The organism is Streptomyces viridochromogenes, assembly GCF_001270495.1.
Taxonomy (GTDB): Bacteria; Actinomycetota; Actinomycetes; order Streptomycetales; family Streptomycetaceae; genus Streptomyces; species Streptomyces viridochromogenes_A.
This window is the reverse complement of sequence record NZ_LGUR01000117.1, coordinates 247,509-267,108: the sequence shown is the minus strand read 5'-3', so window position 1 is coordinate 267,108 and position 19,600 is coordinate 247,509. Positions and strand designations below refer to the sequence as shown.

16 protein-coding genes are annotated in these 19,600 nt (G+C 68.9%); 10 read left to right on the top strand and 6 right to left on the bottom strand.

Annotation, left to right across the window (positions count from 1 at the left end):
* Positions 1-79: 79 nt before the first annotated feature.
* Positions 80-943, bottom strand: a complete 864-nt coding sequence (locus ADK36_RS13195) for a helix-turn-helix domain-containing protein (RefSeq protein WP_078942525.1) — start codon at positions 941-943, stop codon at positions 80-82.
* Positions 944-1,253: 310 nt separating this feature from the next.
* Here ADK36_RS13195 and ADK36_RS13190 point away from each other — a divergent pair, with 310 nt between their 5' ends.
* The 3 genes from ADK36_RS13190 to ADK36_RS13180 all read left to right on the top strand — a co-directional run bounded on the left by ADK36_RS13190 (position 1,254) and on the right by ADK36_RS13180 (position 4,627).
* Positions 1,254-2,750 (top strand): AMP-binding protein, encoded by a 1,497-nt coding sequence (locus tag ADK36_RS13190; protein WP_338060778.1) that lies wholly within the window; start codon positions 1,254-1,256, stop codon positions 2,748-2,750.
* 431 nt (positions 2,751-3,181) lie between these two features.
* Complete coding sequence (locus ADK36_RS13185) at positions 3,182-4,012, top strand: phenylalanine 4-monooxygenase (RefSeq protein ID WP_048579384.1); 831 nt, start codon at positions 3,182-3,184, stop codon at positions 4,010-4,012.
* A gap of 189 nt (positions 4,013-4,201) precedes the next feature.
* On the top strand, positions 4,202-4,627 hold the full coding sequence (locus ADK36_RS13180; protein ID WP_053197576.1) for a hypothetical protein: 426 nt from the start codon (positions 4,202-4,204) through the stop codon (positions 4,625-4,627).
* Here ADK36_RS13180 and ADK36_RS13175 read toward each other — a convergent pair.
* Positions 4,609-5,472, bottom strand: a complete 864-nt coding sequence (locus ADK36_RS13175; RefSeq protein WP_048579382.1) for a helix-turn-helix domain-containing protein — start codon at positions 5,470-5,472, stop codon at positions 4,609-4,611. The genes ADK36_RS13180 and ADK36_RS13175 overlap by 19 nt on opposite strands.
* A gap of 231 nt (positions 5,473-5,703) precedes the next feature.
* On the opposite strand from ADK36_RS13175, the gene ADK36_RS13170 reads away from it, so the two are divergent.
* Both ADK36_RS13170 and ADK36_RS13165 read left to right on the top strand, forming a co-directional pair.
* Positions 5,704-6,006, top strand: coding sequence for a 4a-hydroxytetrahydrobiopterin dehydratase (locus ADK36_RS13170; RefSeq protein WP_048579381.1), 303 nt, complete (start codon positions 5,704-5,706; stop codon positions 6,004-6,006).
* A gap of 5 nt (positions 6,007-6,011) precedes the next feature.
* Positions 6,012-6,755, top strand: coding sequence for a class I SAM-dependent methyltransferase (locus ADK36_RS13165; protein ID WP_048579380.1), 744 nt, complete (start codon positions 6,012-6,014; stop codon positions 6,753-6,755).
* Here the strand turns inward: ADK36_RS13165 and ADK36_RS13160 are convergent.
* Positions 6,724-7,200, bottom strand: coding sequence for a hypothetical protein (locus ADK36_RS13160; RefSeq protein ID WP_053197574.1), 477 nt, complete (start codon positions 7,198-7,200; stop codon positions 6,724-6,726). The genes ADK36_RS13165 and ADK36_RS13160 overlap by 32 nt on opposite strands.
* Complete coding sequence (locus ADK36_RS13155; protein ID WP_048579378.1) at positions 7,197-7,694, bottom strand: hypothetical protein; 498 nt, start codon at positions 7,692-7,694, stop codon at positions 7,197-7,199. Before ADK36_RS13155 ends, ADK36_RS13160 begins: the two co-directional genes overlap by 4 nt.
* 39 nt (positions 7,695-7,733) lie before the next feature.
* Here ADK36_RS13155 and ADK36_RS13150 point away from each other — a divergent pair, with 39 nt between their 5' ends.
* The 3 genes from ADK36_RS13150 to ADK36_RS13140 all read left to right on the top strand — a co-directional run bounded on the left by ADK36_RS13150 (position 7,734) and on the right by ADK36_RS13140 (position 11,360).
* Entirely contained in the window at positions 7,734-8,684 is a 951-nt protein-coding gene (locus ADK36_RS13150) for a helix-turn-helix transcriptional regulator (protein WP_053197572.1), read from the top strand.
* 40 nt (positions 8,685-8,724) lie between these two features.
* Positions 8,725-10,599, top strand: coding sequence for a rhamnogalacturonan lyase (locus tag ADK36_RS13145; protein WP_053197570.1), 1,875 nt, complete (start codon positions 8,725-8,727; stop codon positions 10,597-10,599).
* A gap of 152 nt (positions 10,600-10,751) precedes the next feature.
* Positions 10,752-11,360 (top strand): DUF4352 domain-containing protein, encoded by a 609-nt coding sequence (locus ADK36_RS13140; protein ID WP_053197568.1) that lies wholly within the window; start codon positions 10,752-10,754, stop codon positions 11,358-11,360.
* 57 nt (positions 11,361-11,417) lie between these two features.
* Here ADK36_RS13140 and ADK36_RS13135 read toward each other — a convergent pair whose 3' ends face one another.
* Complete coding sequence (locus tag ADK36_RS13135) at positions 11,418-14,081, bottom strand: cellulose binding domain-containing protein (protein WP_048579374.1); 2,664 nt, start codon at positions 14,079-14,081, stop codon at positions 11,418-11,420.
* 236 nt (positions 14,082-14,317) lie between these two features.
* Positions 14,318-17,233 (bottom strand): glycoside hydrolase family 48 protein, encoded by a 2,916-nt coding sequence (locus ADK36_RS13130; protein ID WP_053197566.1) that lies wholly within the window; start codon positions 17,231-17,233, stop codon positions 14,318-14,320.
* Positions 17,234-17,546: 313 nt separating this feature from the next.
* Between ADK36_RS13130 and ADK36_RS47875 the strand changes: the two genes are divergently transcribed.
* Positions 17,547-17,861: a hypothetical protein gene (locus ADK36_RS47875; RefSeq protein ID WP_199830159.1), complete on the top strand. Its 315-nt coding sequence runs from the start codon at positions 17,547-17,549 to the stop codon at positions 17,859-17,861.
* Positions 17,858-19,576, top strand: coding sequence for a glycoside hydrolase family 6 protein (locus tag ADK36_RS13125; RefSeq protein ID WP_053197563.1), 1,719 nt, complete (start codon positions 17,858-17,860; stop codon positions 19,574-19,576). The genes ADK36_RS47875 and ADK36_RS13125 overlap by 4 nt, the downstream gene beginning before the upstream one ends.
* Positions 19,577-19,600: the final 24 nt, after the last annotated feature.

Here is a 19,600-nt window from a genome sequence, read left to right as displayed (position 1 = left end):
CGGCGGCGGGAAAGGTTGCCGTACGCCGGGCAGAAGTCCGCGCCGCTCAGACGTCCTTGCGGATCAGACGTCCTCGGGGTCAGAAGTCCGCTTGGCACTCCCGCAGGATCTTCTTCGTGCGCTCGGCCGACGCGGCAGCCGTCGACATGTGGTCCAGAACCTCCAGGTGCGCGGCGACCTCCCTGCGGGAGTCCAGATACAGGGCGCCGGTCAGATACTCCGTGTACACCAAGTCGGGCAGCTCGGGCTCGCCGAAGCGGAACAGGCTGAACGGCGCGTACGTCCCCGGGTGCGGGCCGGAGGCGAACTCGGCGACCTGGAGCGTGACGCGGTCCCGCTCGGCGAACTCCAGGAGCTTGGCCAGCTGGTCCCGCATCACCTCGCCGCGGAGGCTCACGGGACGGCGCAGCACCGTCTCGTCCATGATCACCCACAGGTGGGGCGGGTCCGGGCGCTCCAGCAGGCGCTGCCGTTCCATGCGCAGCGACACATGCCGCTCTATCGTCTCCGGCCCTGTCTGCCCGATCGTCCCCGCCTCCAGTACGGCACGGGCGTACTCCTCGGTCTGGAGCAGGCCCGGCACGAAGTGCGGCTCGTAGGAGCGGACGATGCGGGCGGCGCCCTCCAGGCTCACGTACAGGCTGAACCAGTCCGGCAGCACGTCGTGGAAGCGCTGCCACCAGCCGGGCTGGTTGGCCTCCTCGGCCAGGGTGACGAAGTCGGCCGCCTCGCACTCCGGGACGCCGTACGTCTCCAGCAGGACCTGCACGTACGGGATCTTCAGCGCGACCTCGGCCGTCTCCATCCGGCGTACCGTCGCCGGGGCCACGCGCAGCACGCGTGCGGCTTCGTCACGTCCCAGTCCGGCCGCCTCTCGGAGCTCCTGCAGACGCTTGCCGAGCACTACTTGGCCCACGGTGGGTGCGGGCCGCCGCTCACTCACGCCACGCCTCCCCTACGCGCCGAAAGTACGCCGTGCAGTGTGTCATGTTCCGGTGCCGGTCTCACGAGGATGGCGGTGAGACGTCTGTTACGGGGCCTCGTCGGGGTGGTCGTGCCGCCCGACCTCGAACGCCACCACCCTCATCGACTCCGAACCGATGCACCTGACGGATGTCAGTACAGTTCGGTGTGCCGATCGGTAATCTACTGATTTGAAGATAGGAGACTAACCATCACGCTGAAGAATACTTTCACAGCGTGAGAGATAGGGGTTGGCAAGGTTTATGTCTCTCACATTGGTCGAGCGATTCTTGCGCGGACTGGAACTGGCCCCGGACCGTCCCGCGGTACGGATCGGTTCGGATATCGTCACCTATCGAGAGGTGCACAACACCGCATTGCACTGGGCGGGGTCGCTCATAGCGAACGGTTCTCCCAGGTCGGTAGGCGTACTGGCGGGCAAGAGCAGGACGTCCTATGTGGGCCTACTGGCGGTGCTGTACGCGGGCGCCACCGTTGTTCCGCTCCAGCCGAACTTCCCCGCGGCGCTCACCCGCCGGATGATCAAGGTGGCCGGCGTGGACACCCTGCTCGCCGACGAACGCGGTCTGGAGGTACTGCCGGAGATCACCGATGCGGAAACGACCGTTCGGGTCCTCGACACCGGTGGTTTCGCCGACAGGTTTCCGACCATTCCGGTGACGTCGCATCCGGAGCTCTCGGAGCCGGTCCAAGTGGCGCCTTCGGATCCGGCCTACATTCTCTTCACGTCGGGTTCGACGGGGACTCCAAAGGGAGTTCCCATCTCGCACCGCGGTTTCGCGCACTATTTCGAGCAGCTCGACAAGCGGTGCGACTTCCGTCCGGATGACGTGTTCGCCCAGACCTACGACCTCAATTTCGACCCCGGCATCCACGACGTGTTCGCCGCGTGGGGTGCGGGCGCGATGATGCAGGCCGTGCCGCTGTCGGCGTATCGGGATCTTCCCGCATACCTCGCCGAGCACGGGGTCACCGTGTGGCACTCCACGCCGAGCGGTATCTGGATGGCCCGGGAGATGGGAGGGCTGGAGAAGGGCGCGCTGCCCGGCCTGAGGTGGTCGTTCTTCGGCGGGGAGGCGCTGCGCTGTCAGGACGTCGTGGACTGGCTGGCGGCCGCACCCGGATCGAAGCTGGAGAACCTCTACGGGCCGACCGAGTTCTCGATCGGCATCTGCTGGCACCGTTGGTCCGGCGAGGAGTCGGAGAGGCGGGGCGTCAACGGCACCGTGCCGATCGGGAAGGTGCATGACGGCAACGACTTCCGCCTGGTGACTGAGCAGGGGGAGGAGTCCTCCGTCGAGGGCGAGCTGTGGATCACAGGTCCGCAGATGGCGTCCGGGTACCTCGATCCGGCCGACGACGAGGGCCGGTTCGTCGAGTTCGACGGTCGGCGCTGGTACCGCACGGGCGACCGGGTACGCGCGCATCCCGACGGCGAGCTCGTCTATATCGGCCGCCTGGACTCGCAGGTGAAGGTGCACGGCTGGCGCGTTGAGCTGGCGGAAGTGGACCACGTGGTACGCGGATGCGAAGGGGTGCGCGACGCGGTCACCGTCACCAGGCCCGCGCCACACGGAACGGAGCTGGTCGTGTTCTACACCGGCGACGAAGCGCCGGAGCAGGTGCTGGCCGACGGTGTGCGCGCCGTGCTGCCGCACAGCACACTGCCGCGCCGATACGTTCACCTGGACAGTTTCCCGTTGAATTCCAACCGTAAAGTCGACCGGATCGCGCTGCGGAAGCGGGCGGAGGAGTTGCCCGGTTGAGAGAAACGTCGACCGGGGAGCGCTGAGAGGTCGGATCGACTGGTCCCCGGTTCTAAATTTGATTGAGTTGCCCAGTCGAACTCCTAGGACGACCGCATGGCTTCCAACGGATATGCCACTCAGCAGATTCCGGCCTGCGACTTGCATCCCATAGTGCTCAGGCAGGCGGTTCGCAGCACAGTGGCGGAACCAAATGGAATGCCCGATGTCACGACCGTACCCTCCTCTGGAGTTGGTCAGCGCGGTCCTGCTCGATGAACCCGCGAGAGAACTCCGTTCCTCGATGAGGCGCATGATGCGAGCGCTGTCAGGGGTCGTCGACATGCCTTCTCAAGTAGCCGAGCACAGCGTCCTCGGTATTCCTTCCGCCTGACCGGCGGCCGGGCCGGTGCCCGCTCTCACACGATCGTCTTGAATTGGAGTGATCCCTCATGCAGGGGCAGCATGCCCAAATGACCGATGCCGCCTATGAAATACGCCGCGGCGAGATCGCGGCACTGTCGGCCGACCTGACGCCGGAGGATCCCATTCCGGTGGTCGAGTACACCGACTGGGAGCACGAGGTGTGGCGGACGGTCTGCGTCGACCTCATCGCCCGGCACCGCACGGATGCGTCCACTGAGTACCTCGAATCGGCAGAACAACTGGCCGTCCCGCTGGACCACGTGCCTCAACTCCGCGACGTGAGCAGCCGCTTGGGATCGATATCGGGGTTTCGCTTTCAGTCAGCGCCCGCGCTCGTTCCGTTGCGGGAGTTCTGCGGGGGTCTGGCGAACTCCGTCTTCCACTCCACCCAGTACCTCCGGCATCCTCGTTCCCCCTTCTACACCGAGGATCCCGACCTCCTGCACGACCTCGTCGGGCACGGCAACGTCCTGGCCAGCGACCGCTTCGCCCGTCTGTACCGGCTCGCGGGCAACGCCGCGGCCCGCGTGCAGAGCGCCGAGGCCCTTCAGTTCATCGGCAAGGTGTTCTGGTTCACTCTCGAATGCGGTGTCGTCCGCGAGCGCGGCGAACGGAAGGCGTACGGGGCGACGCTGGTCTCCTCCTACGGGGAACTCGACCACTTCCGCAGCGCCGACTTCCGGCCGCTGGACATCAAGAGCCTCGTCGACGTCGAGTACGACATCTCCACCTACCAGCCGGTCCTGTTCGAAGCGGACTCGATGGACGAGGTCGAGGACATCGTCGGCTCCTTCTGGGACACGTGTGACGACGACAGCATCGCGGCCCTGCTCGGCGGGACGCGGACGCCTTCGTAACCGGTTGTCCTCAGCCGCGTCGAGTGTCGTCGAGTGGAGTCGAGTGCCGGCCCCCATTACCTGTCGGGTAATCGACCGTCCCGCCCGTGCGGGAGATCGTTGAGTCACCGGGTTCCGGGCCGGCGCACTCCGGGCCGGGATCCGGGTCCCGCAGCACCGCAACTCGACCTCGACGGAGGGTGATTCGTCATGTCCGCCACCTCGCTTGCCGCGCTCACCCGGACCTCCGACCCGCACGCCGTGCTGCGCCGTCTCCTGGCTCTGGACGCCGTGGTGACCGGCGCGAACGGGCTCGCCTACCTCGCCGCGTCCGGGCCGCTTGGGCGGCTGCTCGGGGTCGACAGAGGACTGCTGCTGGCGCTCGGCGCGTTCCTCGCCGTGTACGCCGCCGCCGTCGGGCTCCTCGCCTCCCGTGCGCGTCCCGGAGCGTTCCCGGTGCGTGCCGTGATCGAGGCCAACCTCGCCTGGAGCGTGTTGAGTTGCGTCGCTCTCGCGATGTGGCTGGCGCCGACCGGAGCGGGCGCGGTGTGGACCGTGCTCCAGGCGCTCACCGTCGCCGCGTTCGCCGCGCTCCAGCACCTGGCCCTGAAGGGCCGTCAGGGGAGCAGCGACTGAAGGTACTTGATCGTCGCCGGGTCGGCCGGGAGGAAGGTCTCGATGGCCAGCTCGGCGACGGTCACGTCCATGGGGGTGTTGAACGTGGAGATGGAGGAGATGAAGGACAGGACGCGGCCCTCGACCTCGACCTGCAACGGCAGCGCGAAGTACGGGACCGGCTCCGCCGGTTCGGGGCTCCCGGGTGTCCCTTCCGCCACCGTCCCTTCCGGCACCTCCTCCTCCGGCACCGGGTACGCCGCCACCTCCTCGTACAGCTTCCGCAGCGGCTCGGAGCGGTGCAGGGCGATCTGCCGCTCGATCTGGGCGAGCAGATGACCGCGCCACTCACGCAGGTTGCGGATGCGCGGCGCGAGGCCCTCCGGGTGCAGGGTCAGACGCATGGCGTTCAGCGGGGGTGTGAGGAGGTGATCCGGGATGCCGTCGAGCAGCATCAGGATGCCCCGGTTGGCCGCGTGGACGTTGTACATCGCGTCCACCACGACGGCCGGGTAGGGCTCGTAGCCCTGGATCAGCCGCTCCATGCCCGCGCGGAGCGCGTCCAGCGCCGGGTCGTCCAGCGGGGTCTCCGGGTAGTGCGGGGCGTACCCGGCGGCCAGCAGCAGGGCGTTGCGCTCCCGCACCGGCACGTCGAGGTGCTCGGCCAGCCGCAGCACCATCTCCTCGCTGGGCCGGGAACGACCCGTCTCGATGAAGCTGATGTGCCGCGCCGAGGAGTCGGCCCGCAACGCCAACTCCAGCTGACTGACCCGCCGTTGCTCCCGCCAGGCCCGCAGCAGAGGGCCCACTCCCTGGTCGGCGGGGCCGGTGGCGGGCGTGGCGTCTCCGGACGGGACGATGGTCATGAGTACGACCGTAGTCGAGGAGTGCGTGGCTGTCTTACGCGACCGGCGCGCCGACCGCGATCGTGGGTCAGGCCCCCCGTGCGGGCCGCCGCCGATGATCCGGCCGCCGAAGGTGTCGCCGTCGACCCGCCGGGCACCCGCCTGACCAGGGCTGTCGCGCCCCGGCTGTGGCAGTCTGAAGACGAACCCTCCTGTTGATCCCGTTGAGCCCGTTGAGGAAGGAGCGAGGCCATGCCCCTCGAACCGCTGTCGCAGAAGGAGATCGAGGACCGGCTCGCGGAGCTGCCGGGCTGGTCGCTGGACGGCGACCGCCTCGCCCGCTCCTACCGGCTCCCCTCGCACTTCGCGGCCACGGCGATGGTCGTGCACATCGCCCAGGTCCAGGAGGAGCTCGATCACCACTCCGACCTGACCCTGGGCTACAACACGGTGTCCCTCACGGTGAACACCCACACGGTGAGCGCCGTGACCGAGCGGGACTTCGCACTCGCCCGCAGGATCGAGGGACTCGCCCCCGGCCACGGGGCAAACTGAAGGGTGTGCTGGACTACGACAAGGAAGCGGAGCGATACGACGCCTCACGCGGCGGCGAGCCCCGGGCGTCGGCCGCGGCGGAGGCGGTGCTGGGACTCCTGCCGGCCGGAACCCGGCGCCTGCTCGACGTCGCCTGCGGCACCGGCATCGTCACACGGCGGTTCGCCGCCGCACGCGACGGCCTGAGCGTGGTCGGCGTCGATCGCGCACCCGCCATGGCCCGGCAGGCCGCGGCCCGGCTGCCCGGCTCCGTCGTGCTCGCCGACAGCCGCCGGCTGCCGTTCGGGGACGGCCGCTTCGACGCCGTCAGCAGCGTGTGGCTGCTGCACCTGGCCCGGACCGCCGAGGACGTGCGCACCACCGTCGGCGAGTGCGCCCGGGTCCTGCGGCCCGGCGGGGTGTACGTCACCACGGTCGACAAGGCCGCCGCCCACAACGTGGGCAGTGACATCGATGCCGTCATGGCGTCCCGTCCGCGCCGCCCGGCCCGGGACGAGGCGGCGCTCGTGGAGTCGTACGCCCTCGCCCACGGGCTGGTCCCGGCCGGGCAGGCCCGTTTCGCGGGGCACGGCCAGGGCCGCAGCCCCCGCCGAACGGTCGCCGACCTGCGCCGGGGTTGGTTCGTCGCCGTGCCGCCGGGCGGCGCGCTCGCCGACGGCTTCGCCGCCCGCCTGGCGGAGCTGCCGGACCAGGACCGGCCCCGTCCGGACCCGGTGTTCAGCCTGCGGGCGTTTCTGAAGCCCGGGTGAACTCCATGACCCAGTTCGTCAGCCAGGTCTGTCCGTCGTCGAGGGAGAACGCCTGCTCCCAGCGGGCCGACGCCGCGGAGACGCCCGACCAGACGAACCGCACGCGTATGTCCTTCCCGTCGTGGGTGTCGTCTCCGTAGAACTCCCCGCGCTCGCCCTCGAACCGGCCGAAGACCGGCGGAAACAGCGTCCCGCTGACGCTGGAGGCCCAGTTCAGCGACCACCGCTCGGTCTCCGGGTCGAACAGCCGCAGCGTCGCCCCCTTCGCCGACAGGTGCGGCATGTCGATCTCGTCGAGGTTCGCGGCCCCGTCGAACAGCGGCCGGCAGCGGCTGGTGGCCAAGAACTCCTCCCAGTCGCTGCCCGGGTCGAGGAAGTCGGTGCGGCGGCGGTTGCGGACCTCCCACGCGCCGTGGAAGAAGTCGAAGTCGTGCGGGCTGCTCATACGCGGTCTCCAGTGGTTCCTTCGGGCAGGGCATCGGCCAAGTAGGCCGACAGGTCCGGGACTTCGGGCGCGATGACGTGCCGCACCCAGGCGTCCCGTTCGTGCAGGATCGGCGGAAGCTCCCAGACGCAGCCGATCCACGGCAGCCCGGGGACGATGAAGTTCGTCGGGTCGCGGTCCGGGCAGCCCAGCATCGGCTGGCCCGCCGAAGCGCCCTTGAAGTGCAGGACGTTGTCCCACACCCAGCTGTAGGCGTTCAGATAGGCGCCGTCGTCCCCGCCCCGGTGCAGCACGACGAACGTCGCCGGGGGCGTGCCGTCCGGCTCCGGCAGCAGTTCCGGCAGGATCTCGTACGCCGCCTTCGCCACCTCGGGCGCGATGCCCGCCGGGTCCGTGGTGACGTGGTAGCGCTTGACGTGCCGCCCGGCCACCTCGATCGGCGGCGGTACGGTCAGCAGTTTCTCGGCGAAGGCCGGTTTCTCCTTGAGGGCCATGACGCGACGCTATGACCGCTTCACTGCCATCCTGTGTCAGTGAAAGCCAGCCGACTCGTCTCCATCCTCCTGCTGCTCCAGACCCGCGGCCGGATGACCGCCGCGCAGCTCGCCGACGAACTGGAGGTGTCGGTCCGCACGGTGTACCGCGACGTCGAGGCGCTGAGCGCGGCAGGCGTCCCGCTCTACGGCGATGCGGGCCACGCCGGTGGCTACCGCCTTCTCGACGGCTACCGCACCCGCCTCACCGGACTCACCGCCGACGAGGCCGAGGCCCTCTTCCTCGCCGGCGCCCCCGGCCCCGCCGCCCAGCTCGGCCTCGGCTCGGTCCTGGCCGCGGCCGAGCTCAAGGTGCGCGCTGCCCTGCCACCGGAGTTGCGTGGCCACGCCGACCGGATCAGCGGCCGCTTCCACCTCGACGCACCCGGCTGGTACGCCGGCGCCGACGAGACGCCGCACCTCCCGGCGGTGGCCGACGCGGTCTGGCACAGCCGCGTCCTGCGCGTCCTGTACCGCCGCTGGCGGGAGCCCACCGACGTGGAACGCCGGCTGGAGCCGTACGGCCTCGTCCTCAAGGCGGGCCGCTGGTACGTCGTCTCTGGCCCCGGCCCCCGCACCTACCGCGTCGACCAGATCCTCCAACTCGCCCCCGCCGACGAGGAGTTCACTCGCCCCCGCGACTTCGATCTGGCCGCGTACTGGAGGGCGTACCAGCGCGACTTCCACGACCGGCTGTACCGCCGGGAGGCGGTGGTGCGACTGGCGCCCGGAGAGAGCGTCGACCGCGCGACCAACCACCGTACGGAGGCGGACGGCTGGACCAGGGCCACCGTCCCCATCGAGTCCGTCGACCACGCTCACGCCGAGTTCCTGCGCCTCGGCACCGGCGTCGAGGTGCTCGAACCGCCCGAACTCCGCGAGAAAATCGCCCTGACGGTGGCCGAACTGGCCGAGAGATACGGCAACTTCCGCACGCACGGCGGCGACTGAGGGAACGGAATCCGTCCGTCCTCCCGAGGAGGTACGTCACGTGCAGCACCCGCGCAAGCACCGCAGACGCCGCGTCGCTCTCTCCGCGACGCTCGCCACCGCCGCCCTGGTCGCCGCCGGGCTCACCACCCTGAACGGCGCCGGCACCGCGGAGGCCGCCACCGCACGTCAGGTCGAGGCGCTGGACCGGGGTGTGGTCAGCGTCCACACGTCGAGCGGCAACCTGGTCAGCTGGCGCTGGCTGGGCACCGACCCGAACGACGTCTCCTTCAACGTCTACCGGGCCGGTACGAAGGTCAACTCGACGCCGGTCACCGGCTCCACGAACTACTTCCACTCCGGCGCCCCCGAACAGGCCGACTACACGATCCGCGCGATCGTGAACGGCGTGGAGCAGGGCGACTCCGTGCACGCCGTCCAGTTCCGCACGGGGTACAAGGACGTCCCGATCAGCCCGCCCGCCGGCGGCACGACCCCCGACGGAGTGGCGTACACCTACGAGGCCAACGACGCCTCCGTCGGCGACCTCGACGGCGACGGCGCCCTCGACATCGTCCTCAAGTGGCAGCCCACCAACGCCAAGGACAACTCCCAGTCCGGCTACACCGGCAACACGATCGTCGACGGCATCAAGCTCGACGGCACCCGCCTGTGGCGCATCGACCTGGGCCGCAACATCCGCTCCGGCGCGCACTACACGCAGTTCCAGGTGTACGACTACGACGGCGACCGCAAGGCCGAGGTCGCCATGAAGACGGCCGACGGCACGCGGGACGGCACGGGCGCGGTGATCGGCAGCTCGTCGGCGGACCACCGGAACTCCTCCGGCTACATCCTGTCCGGCCCCGAGTACCTGACCATGTTCAACGGCCAGACCGGCAAGGCGATGGGGACGGTGGGCTACGTACCGGCCCGGGGCACGGTCTCGTCCTGGGGCGACTCCTACGGCAACCGGGCCGACCGGTTCCTCGCCGGTACCGCCTACCTGGACGGCTCCCGCCCCTCCCTCATCATGGCCCGCGGCTACTACACCCGTTCGGTGATCGCCGCCTGGGACTGGCGGAACGGCAGCTTCACCCGCCGCTGGACCTTCGACACCAACTCCTCCACCAACACCGGCAAGGGCTTCGACGGCCAGGGCTCGCACAGCCTCTCCGTCGGAGACGTCGACGGCGACGGCAAGGACGAGATCGTGTACGGCTCGATGGCCGTCGACGACAACGGCCACGGCCTGTGGACCACGAAGACCGGACACGGTGACGCCCAGCATCTCGGCGACCTCGACCCGTCCCGGGCGGGCCTGGAGTACTTCAAGGTCTCGGAGTCCACCGGCCAGCCCGCCGAGCTGTACATCAACCCGGCCAACGGCACGGTCAACTGGAAGCTCGCCGCCTGTTGCGACAACGGCCGCGGCGTCGCCGGGGACATCTGGGCCGGCAACGACGGCGCCGAGGTGTGGTCCGCCTCCGACACCTCCATCCGCGACGAGGCCGGCGCCACCAAGGGCCGTGAGCCGTCGTCCGTCAACTTCCTGTCCTGGTGGGACGGCGACACGGTCCGCGAACTCCTCGACGGCACCCGCATCGACAAGTACGGCACGTCGTCCGACACCCGCCTGCTCACCGGCTCCGGCGTCTCCTCCAACAACGGCACGAAGGCCACGCCCGTACTGTCCGGCGACATCCTCGGCGACTGGCGCGAGGAGGTCATCTGGCGCACCAGCGGCAACACGGCGCTCAGGATCTACTCGACGCCGTACGAGACGAACACCAGGATCACGACCCTCCTGCACGACCCGATGTACCGCACGGGCCTGGCCTGGCAGAACACCGCCTACAACCAGCCCCCGCACCCGAGCTTCTTCATCGGCAACGGGATGCCGACTGCGCCACGGCCGACCGTCTACACGCCCTGAGCATCGGCGATCACCTCCGCCGGTCTGGCAGCCCGGACGTCATAACGGGCTGCCAGGTTGCTTCCCGACCCCGGATCGTTTCGGTGATCCGTACAACCATGCGGGTTCTTTACGGGTCCTTCACATGCGTACCACCGAAACCTGGGGAGAACATGGTCCACCACACCCGCATACGTCTCGCCGCCACCGCGGCCGTCGCCGTCGCCGCGCTCGGTCTGACCGCCTGTGGTTCCGGCTCCGGCGACGAGGTCGTCGACAGGCCGAAGGCGAAAGCCTCCGCCAAGGCCGACAGTGCCAGCGGCAGCGAGAAGGAGCCCGCCGCGGAGAAGAGCAGTGCCGCGCCCGACGTCGCCAAGGTCGGTGACACGCTCGCCCTCAAGGGCATGGAGGGCGGCAGCGGACTCGACGTCACGGTCGTCAAGGTCGTCGACAACGCCAAGTCCAGTGACGAGTTCTTCGCCCCCGAGTCCGGCAACCGGTGGATCGGCGTGCAGTTCCAGCTCGTCAACACCGGCACCAAGGTCTACTCCGACGCTCCCATCAACGGGGCGAAGATGGCCGACGACCAGGGCCAGCAGTTCGGGACCGTCATCGCCGACATCACGGCCGGCCCGTCGATGTCGTCGGACGTCCGGCTGAAGCCGGGCGCGAAGGCGCTGGGCTGGGTCGTGTTCGAGGTGCCGAAGGCGTCGAAGGTGGCCACGGTCACGTGGGGGATGGACTCGGGCTTCGCCGAGCAGATCGGGGAGTGGAAGCTCTAGGAGAGCGCACCGAGGGCGCGTGCCGGCGAACGGCACGCGCCCTCGCGCTCGCTCGGCTCAACTCACCGTGCAGCTCTGGTCACCCAGCTTGAAGGCGGTGGGTTTCGCGTTCGCCCCCTGCCAACTCCCCGTGAACCCGAAGCTGACGGACGAGCCGGCGGCCACACTGCCGTTCCAGCCCACGTTCTTCGCGGTCACCGCCGAACCCGACTGCGTATGGTCGGCGTTCCACACCTGCGTGATCCGCTGCCCGTCGGCGAAGGTCCAGCCGAGGGACCAGCCGCTCCAGGCACTGGAACCGGTGTTGGACAGCTGTACGTCCGCCTGGAAACCGCCGGACCACTGGTTGGTGACCTTGTACGAGACCGCACAGGCACCGGTCGGTGTCGGGTCCGGGTCGGGATCGGGGTCCGGGTCCGTCGTGCCGCCGTCGGCGGTGTCGCCGTAGATGACGCCCCGGCCGTTCGTCGCCACGTAGACCCGCCCGTACACCCGCGGGTCGCCCGTGATCGCCGCGCCCGTCCAACCCCACTGGCGGGCGTCGTCGTTGACGCGGGTCCAGCTCGCACCCTTGTCGACGGAGCGGAAGATGCCGCGTACGCCGCCGATCTTCGCGCTGGTGTAGAGGGCCTGGTACGACGCCCCGGGCGCCGCCTTGCCGAAGCCGATGGCGTCGGCCTGTTCGACGTTCGAGAGTTTCGTGAAGCTCGCACCCCCGTCGGTCGAGTGCCACAGACCGTACGCGCCGTCCGTCGCACCGCCCGCCAGCCACACGTCGCCCTTCACGCCGGGCAACGCCTTGAAACGGACGCTGTCACCGCTCGGCAGCCCGGTCGTCGAGGAGGCGGTGAAGGTCGCGCCGCCGTCCGTACTGACGTAGAACTTCCCGGACTTGAAGCCGTAGAAGGTCTTCGGGTCGACCCGGTCGGACTCGACGATCGCCCCGGACGGGATGCCGCTCGACGCCGCCCACGAACTGCCGAAGCCCGTCGTGTACTGCACGCCCGTACCGGCAGGGCTCCACACGAACCGGCTGCCGTCCGCCGCCGCCGCGACCGTACCTCCGCCGCTGACCCCCGAAGGATCGGTCCCGGCGAACCAGTTGGCGCCGTTGTCCGTCGAGAACGCGATGTGCGGTCCCGAGTCCAGGTTGCCGACCCGGACGACGGTGTTGGGGTTCGTCTCGGCGAAGTCCAGGCTGGTGGTCGTGGTGAAGTTCGGCTGGGTGAACATCATCGAGGGGACCTTGGTGAGGTCCGTGTGCCGGAAGCCGCCGATGTCACCGAGGGCGCTCAGGAGCGGGGCGCCCGACGGGGGAGAGGCGAGGTCGTTGACCGCCGTCTCCTCCAGGCCCCGCACCATCGGCCTGATGGTGAACTGGCTCCCGCTGTCCCACTTCGTCAGATCCTCGGTGCCGTAGATCGTCGCGCCCGTCCCGTACATCATCCGGTTCGAGTCGAACGGGTCGATCTCCAGCGCCTCGGTCATCCAGCCCAGTTTCGGCGTCTGCTCCGGCGGGGAAGGATTCGCGCCCCACGTCAGCCACGGCGACGACGAGACGTCCATGGTGTAGCGGTTGGCGCGGTTGGGATACGACGAGTAGTCCCACGCCTTCGTCCAGGTGCCGCCGCTGTCCGTGGAGCGGAAGATCTGGGTGTCCGGCCACCAGGAGCTGTACGCCGTCGCCATCACCGTGCCGGGCTTCTGCCGGTCGACGGTCAGGCCGGCGAAGCCGTAGTAGGTGTCGGCCTCGGCGACCGGGCTGATGTTCGTCCAGGTGCCGCTCGCGGTCGCGTACCGCCACAGCTGGCCCTTGCCGCCGTCGTACGGCCCGCCCTTGTCGCTGTAGGCGAGATAGAGGTAGCCGTTCGCCGCGTCCAGGACACCCTTGTGGGCCAGGTATCCCGTGGGCTGCCCGGCGACCCGCGACCAGGTCGCGCCCGCGTCGGTCGACCGGTAAACGGCGTTGTCCTTGTCGGCGACCCCCACGTAGATGGTCTTGGTCGCGTTCCCGGACGTCCCCGTGGACTCGTCGAACGTGACCCAGACGATCCCCTGGTTGTCGCTGGCGTATCCGCTCGTGTCGCTCGGATCCTGCACGTAGTTGCCGACGTTGGGGAAGTTCGCCACCTGCGACCAGGTCACACCGGAGTCCGTCGACCGCCACAGCCCCTTGCCGCTGGGCGCGCCCAGATACAGCACGCTGTTCTTGTTCGGGTCGACCGCCAGCCGCTCACCCATGCCACGGCCCGGCATGTTGCCGCCCACCTTGAACGGCAACTCCGTCTTCTGCCAGCTCGCGCCCCGGTCGGAGGACCGCATGACCGCGCCGTTCTTCGGATCCCAGCTGTTCGTGTACGTCCCGACCGCCGCGTACACCCGGTCCGGGTCCACGGAGTCGGACGCCAGGCTCACCACACCGGTGTGCCCCCAGTCCTCCCAGCCGACCGAGTCCAGCAACGGCGTCCAGGTCTTCGACGACTCCTGCCAGCGGTAGGCGCCGCCGATGTCGGTACGGGCGTAGGCGAGGTTCTTCTCGGTCCGGTTGAAGACGATGCCGGGGACGAAACCGCCGCCGTCGATGCGGGCGTTCTTCCAGGTGTAGGTGTCGGCGGCGATCGACACGTCCTTGGCGGCAGGGGCGGCGAGTGCGGGCGGGGTGCCCGCGAGCAGTCCGGCGGCGAGTGCGAGTACGGCCGTGAGGATGCGGGTTCTTCGCACAGGGGAGTCCTTTCCTGGATGTGGGGGGAGGCCGGGCGGCCCCCAGTGCGGGAGGGGGCCGCCCGGCCGACCGGTCCCGCCGTCAGGTGACGGGACCACGCACGCGGAGCCTTCAAGCGGTTCCGGGAAAACGCCGTGCACGGGAGCGCCCCTTCAGGGGCGTGGGGAACTGCGCGACCAACCACAACGGACCCGCAGACAACGTCACGGCCTTTTCGCGGAGCGCTTCGCGGGGACTATTCGAGAAGCTCCGCGTACGAACCCATGGCCAAGGCAATGTCCGCCTGGGCCCAGAACCGGTGATACGTGAACGACGGCGCCGCCCCGCCCGCGAGATACGCCTCGATCTTCGACCAGGCCGGATCGTCCTCGTAGAACGAGCGGATCGAGTCGAAGGTCGACGACGAGTTGATCGCGTCGCCGTTCGGCATGGTGCCGGTCCAGCCGCTCGGGACGTGGATCCCGTCGTCGAAGCGGTTGTAGTCGGCGCGGGTCTCCGGGACGGCGATGCCGAGGTCGTCCTGGTAGTTGTCCCACATGCCGTCCAGCAAGGCCTTCGCCGTGGTCGCGGCAGCCGTGTCACCGGAGCGGTCGGCGTAGTACGTCAGGGTCTTGGCGTACGCGGCCGCCACACCGACGTCGTTGGTGTAGTCGGCGACGGTGACGTGAAGTCCGTTGTTCGCGCCCGGACTTGACGCGTTCCAGGTGTCGGGCTGGCCCGACCACTGAAGCGTCGAGGGAATCCGGTACGTACCGTCCGGATTGACGGTCGTCTCGGACAGCGCCCAGTCGACCCACTTGTCGAGGACGGCCTTCGCGGCCGCGTTCCCCGTCTGCTGGTAGTACTCGGCCACCCGCTCCATCGACCACGCCTGGAAGCCGAACCACTGGTTGGACGGCGGGTCGTGGTAGACGGGCTGCTGGTCGTAGTACATGCCGTAGAACGTCGACTTCCCGGCCGGCGGCGTCGCGTACCGGCCCGCCCAGCTGTTGGTCGCACCGCCCGCGATCGCGCCCTCGCTGGACTGCAGCCAGCGGTAGAACTCGACCTGCCGCTCCAGCGACTTGGCCCAGTCCGCCTGTCCCGTAGCCGACTTGGGCTTCAGGTCGGCGTAGTTGGCCAGGGCGTACGCGGCCATCGGGTTCTGGTAGCCGCCGTGCGCGTGGCTGGAGCCGATGCGCCAGGCCCAGCCCGCCGAGGTGTCGGTGGCACCGCCCCACGCGTAGTACCAGGACAGCAGGTAGTGCGAGGCGTCCTTGCCGGTGCCCGCCGGGCAGGTGGACGGCCCGACACAGTTGCCGACCTTCTTGAAGTACTTGTCGTACATCGCGTAGCGCAGGTAGTCGCCCATCTTCGCGGCCTTGGCGACGGTCGCGGAGATCTGACCGCCCTTGCCCTGCTCGTCGGCCCACTTGTCGGCCCAGTACGCGGCCTGCACCGCACGCGCGTCGGCGTCCGGGGCGTTGGTGAACTTCCACTGCTTGGCGTAGGAGGCGTCACCGGTGAACAGGTCAAGGTAGCCGTTCTTTCCGCCGTACTTGAAGGCGTCACAGGTCGGCTGCGGCACCGTCTCCCACACCGACTCCTGCGCGCCGCGCTGGAAGGTGTTGATGTACGAAGGCCCCGTGTCGGTCGGTCCCGCCTCGCACTTGCCGGGCGAGTTGCCGTAGCCGTAGGTGTTGTCGACGTCCTGGAGCCAGTGCATGCCGTAGACGTCGTCCGTGCCGTACGCGCTCTTCAGCTCACCGGCGATCGGGTCCGAACCGACCGAGACCGACGCGTCGAGCTTCGCCGGGTACTCGTTGGGGGTGTCCAGCTCGGGTGCGTACGTCGCCGGCTTCGAGGCGTTGTAGAAGGAGTTCGTCGGCTGGTCGGCGTGGGTCGGGATCATGTACTTCTCCATGATCTCCCAGGCCCCGTTGAACTTGGCCCAGTCGCCGGTGACCTTGCCGTACATGGCCTGCAGCCAGAGAAGGTAGCTGTAGGCCTCCGACGTGGTCTCGTGACCGTGGTCCGGCGCCTCGACGATCAGTGTCTCCACCGAGTGATAGGGGATGCCCTCGGGTGAGAAGTAGCCGTTCGCCGGGTTGGTGATCTTGCCGTACAGCTCCAGGAAGCGGGCGTCGTACGCCTTCGTCGCCGCGATCTGGGTCGCGGTGACCGTGGCCTTCGCGTGCCCGCCCGCCGTCGACTCGAAGGTCGCCGCACCGGTGCCGGAGGAGGCGGCGGTGATGGTCACCTTCTGAGCGGTGTTCCAGTTCGACGGTGTGAAGGTGAGCGAGGCGCCGCCTGTCACCGACAGACCCGAATTGCCGCTCGTGCGGGCGGTGGTGACGGTCACGTTCGACGACGGCTGGGTCGACAGCTTCAGGTCGTACGAGGCCGACTTGCCCTGCTGGACGGGGAGTTGGGCCTGCGAGGCCACCACGGCGGGGCCCGAGGCGACCGTGACGCCGACCGGCGTGGACTCCGCGGACGCGCCCAGGCTGTCGTACGCCTTGGCCAGCAGCGAATGACTGCCCACGGTCAAGCTGGAGACCGAGAGCGAGTACGGCGCCGTCGTGTCCGTGCCCAGCAGCGTGGTGTTGTCGTAGAACTCGACCTTGCTGATGGTGGCGTTGTCGGCCGCCGCGGCGGTGGCCGCGAGCGGAACGGCGTCGCCCTGGGTGTAGACGGCGCCCGCCGCCGGGCTGGTCAGCACGGTGATGGGGGGCTGGTGGGCACCGGTGCAGCTGGTGCCGTTGATCGCGAAGTTAGTGGGAGCGGCGTTGCTGCCGCTGTAGCTGAACTGCGCGCCCGTGGTGACCGCGGCCCCGGCGGCGATCCGCGCGTTGTGGCCGGCGTCCTTCACGGTGATCGACTGGCCGGACTGGGACCAGGTGCCGTTCCAGCCGTTGCCGAGCTTCTGGTTGCCCGCGTAGGCGTACGTCAGAGTCCAGCCGTCGATGACATCCGTACCGCGGTTGGTGATCGTCAGATCCGCGGTGAAGCCGGAGCCCCAGTCATTGGTCTTGTAGTCGACACTGCACTGAACTGCCGCGGCCTGGGCGGGGGTTGAACCCGTGCCCAGCATGGTCAAGGGGAGTGCCAGGGCCGCTGCGACGGCGGTCCACAACCGTCGCGCGGTTCTGCGTCTGCGTGGGGGATGCACGTGCTGGTTCCTCCTTGCGGCTCGGAGAAGTCAAGGCTTGAACCAGTGGGAGCGCTCCCATAGTGAGGATGGGGGTGCAAAGGGTCAAGGTGCTTGAAGAGTCGAAAAGATTCGACGGATTTAGTTGAGGGAAAGTCAGCAACTCCTCTGTCCTTTACCGTCACTTGGCGCTAGCTTCATTGACACCAGTGGGAGCGATTCCATCAGTCGACGCGTCCGTCACGACGCGCTGATCTGCAAGGAGTCGCTCATGCGACACCCCCCGCGTTCATTACTTTTAGCCGTCGCCGGAGCCGTGACGGAGCCGGCGGCCATGGCGCAGAGAGCCACCCCCGCGTGCGCGGTGGAGTACTCCGGGTCGGGGAGCGATGCCGTACCGACGGAGTTCCAGTCGAACGGCACCCTGAACGGCACCAACCGTCGCCCGCTCGGCGTCGATCGTCGTCTCCGACCTGTTCAACGAGCCCTCCTCGGGCCGCGCGACGTCCACGTACGCGACGGCCTGAGCCAGTGGCTGACGTACCCGTCCACGACGGAACCCCCACGTCGTACGGCATCGGGCCGCGTGGTCAGCCGCGCACCCTCGACGGACAACTCCCCTCACGGAGAAGGAAACCCGCACTCATGAGTCGTACCAGAACTGCGATGCTCGCCGCCCTGGCGCTGGTCGCCGGTGCCTCGGGGACCGCGCTCGCCGCGACCGTCCCCGCGGACGTCGGCACGGCGGCCGTCCCCTGCACCGTCGACTACAAGGTGCAGAACCAGTGGGACACCGGCTTCACCGCCGCCGTGACGGTCACCAACCAGGGCTCCGCCAAGTCCAACTGGTCGCTGAAGTGGTCGTACGCCGGAAACCAGAAGGTCACCAGCGGCTGGAACGCGAAGATCAGCCAGAGCGGCGCGGCGGTCACCGCCACCAACGAGACCTACAACGGGACCCTGTCGACCGGCGGTTCGGTCAGCTTCGGCTTCCAGGGCTCCTACAGCGGCACCAACGCCGTCCCGGCCACCTTCACTCTCGACGGCGTGACCTGCAACGTCGACGACGGCTCGGGCCCCACGGATCCGCCGGACCCCGGCCCGACCGGTCCCAAGGTCGACAACCCGTACTCCGGCGCCAAGGTGTACGTGAACCCGGAGTGGTCCGCGAAGGCCGCCGCCGAACCGGGCGGCAGCCGGATCGCCAACCAGCCCACCGGCGTCTGGCTCGACCGGATCGCCGCCATCAACGGCGTCAACGGCGGCATGGGCCTGCGCGACCACCTCGACGAGGCCCTGACCCAGAAGGGCTCCGGCGAACTCGTCGTCCAGCTGGTCATCTACAACCTTCCGGGCCGCGACTGCGCCGCCCTCGCCTCCAACGGCGAGCTAGGCCCGACGGAGCTCGGCCGCTACAAGACCGAGTACATCGACCCGATCGCCGCGATCCTCGCCGACCCGAAGTACGCCGCGCTGCGGATCGTGACCACCATCGAGATCGACTCGCTGCCCAACCTCGTCACCAACACCGGCAGCCGTCCGACGGCCACGCCGCAGTGCGACGTGATGAAGGCCAACGGCAACTACCAGAAGGGCGTCGGCTACGCCCTCAACAAGCTCGGTGACGCGGCCAACGTCTACAACTACATCGACGCCGGCCACCACGGCTGGATCGGCTGGGACGACAACTTCGCCGCCAGCGCCACCGTGATGAAGGAGGCCGCCACCTCCGAGGGCGCCACCGTGAACGACGTTCACGGCTTCATCGCCAACACGGCCAACTACAGCGCTCTGAAGGAGAACAACTTCACCATCAACGACTCGGTCGGCGGCAAGTCCGTCCGTGAGTCCAAGTGGGTCGACTGGAACCGGTACACCGACGAGCTGTCCTTCGCGCAGGCCTTCCGCAACCAGCTGGTCACCACCGGGTTCAACTCCGGTATCGGCATGCTGATCGACACGTCGAGGAACGGCTGGGGCGGCAGCGCGCGGCCGGCCGGCCCGGGTGCGATGACCGACGTCGACACCTACGTCAACGGCGGCCGCTACGACCGCCGCATCCACGTCGGCAACTGGTGCAACCAGTCCGGGGCCGGGCTGGGTGAGCGGCCGCAGGCCAACCCGGCGGCCGGGATCGACGCGTACGTCTGGATCAAGCCTCCGGGTGAGTCCGACGGCGCGAGCAAGGAGATCCCGAACGACGAGGGCAAGGGCTTCGACCGGATGTGCGACCCGACGTACACCGGGAACCCGCGTAACGGCAACAACATGTCCGGCGCCCTGCCTGACGCTCCGCTGTCGGGGCACTGGTTCTCGGCGCAGTTCCAGCAGTTGATGCAGAACGCGTACCCGCCGTTGTCGTAGTGCTGTGAGTGCGGCTGCGGGTCC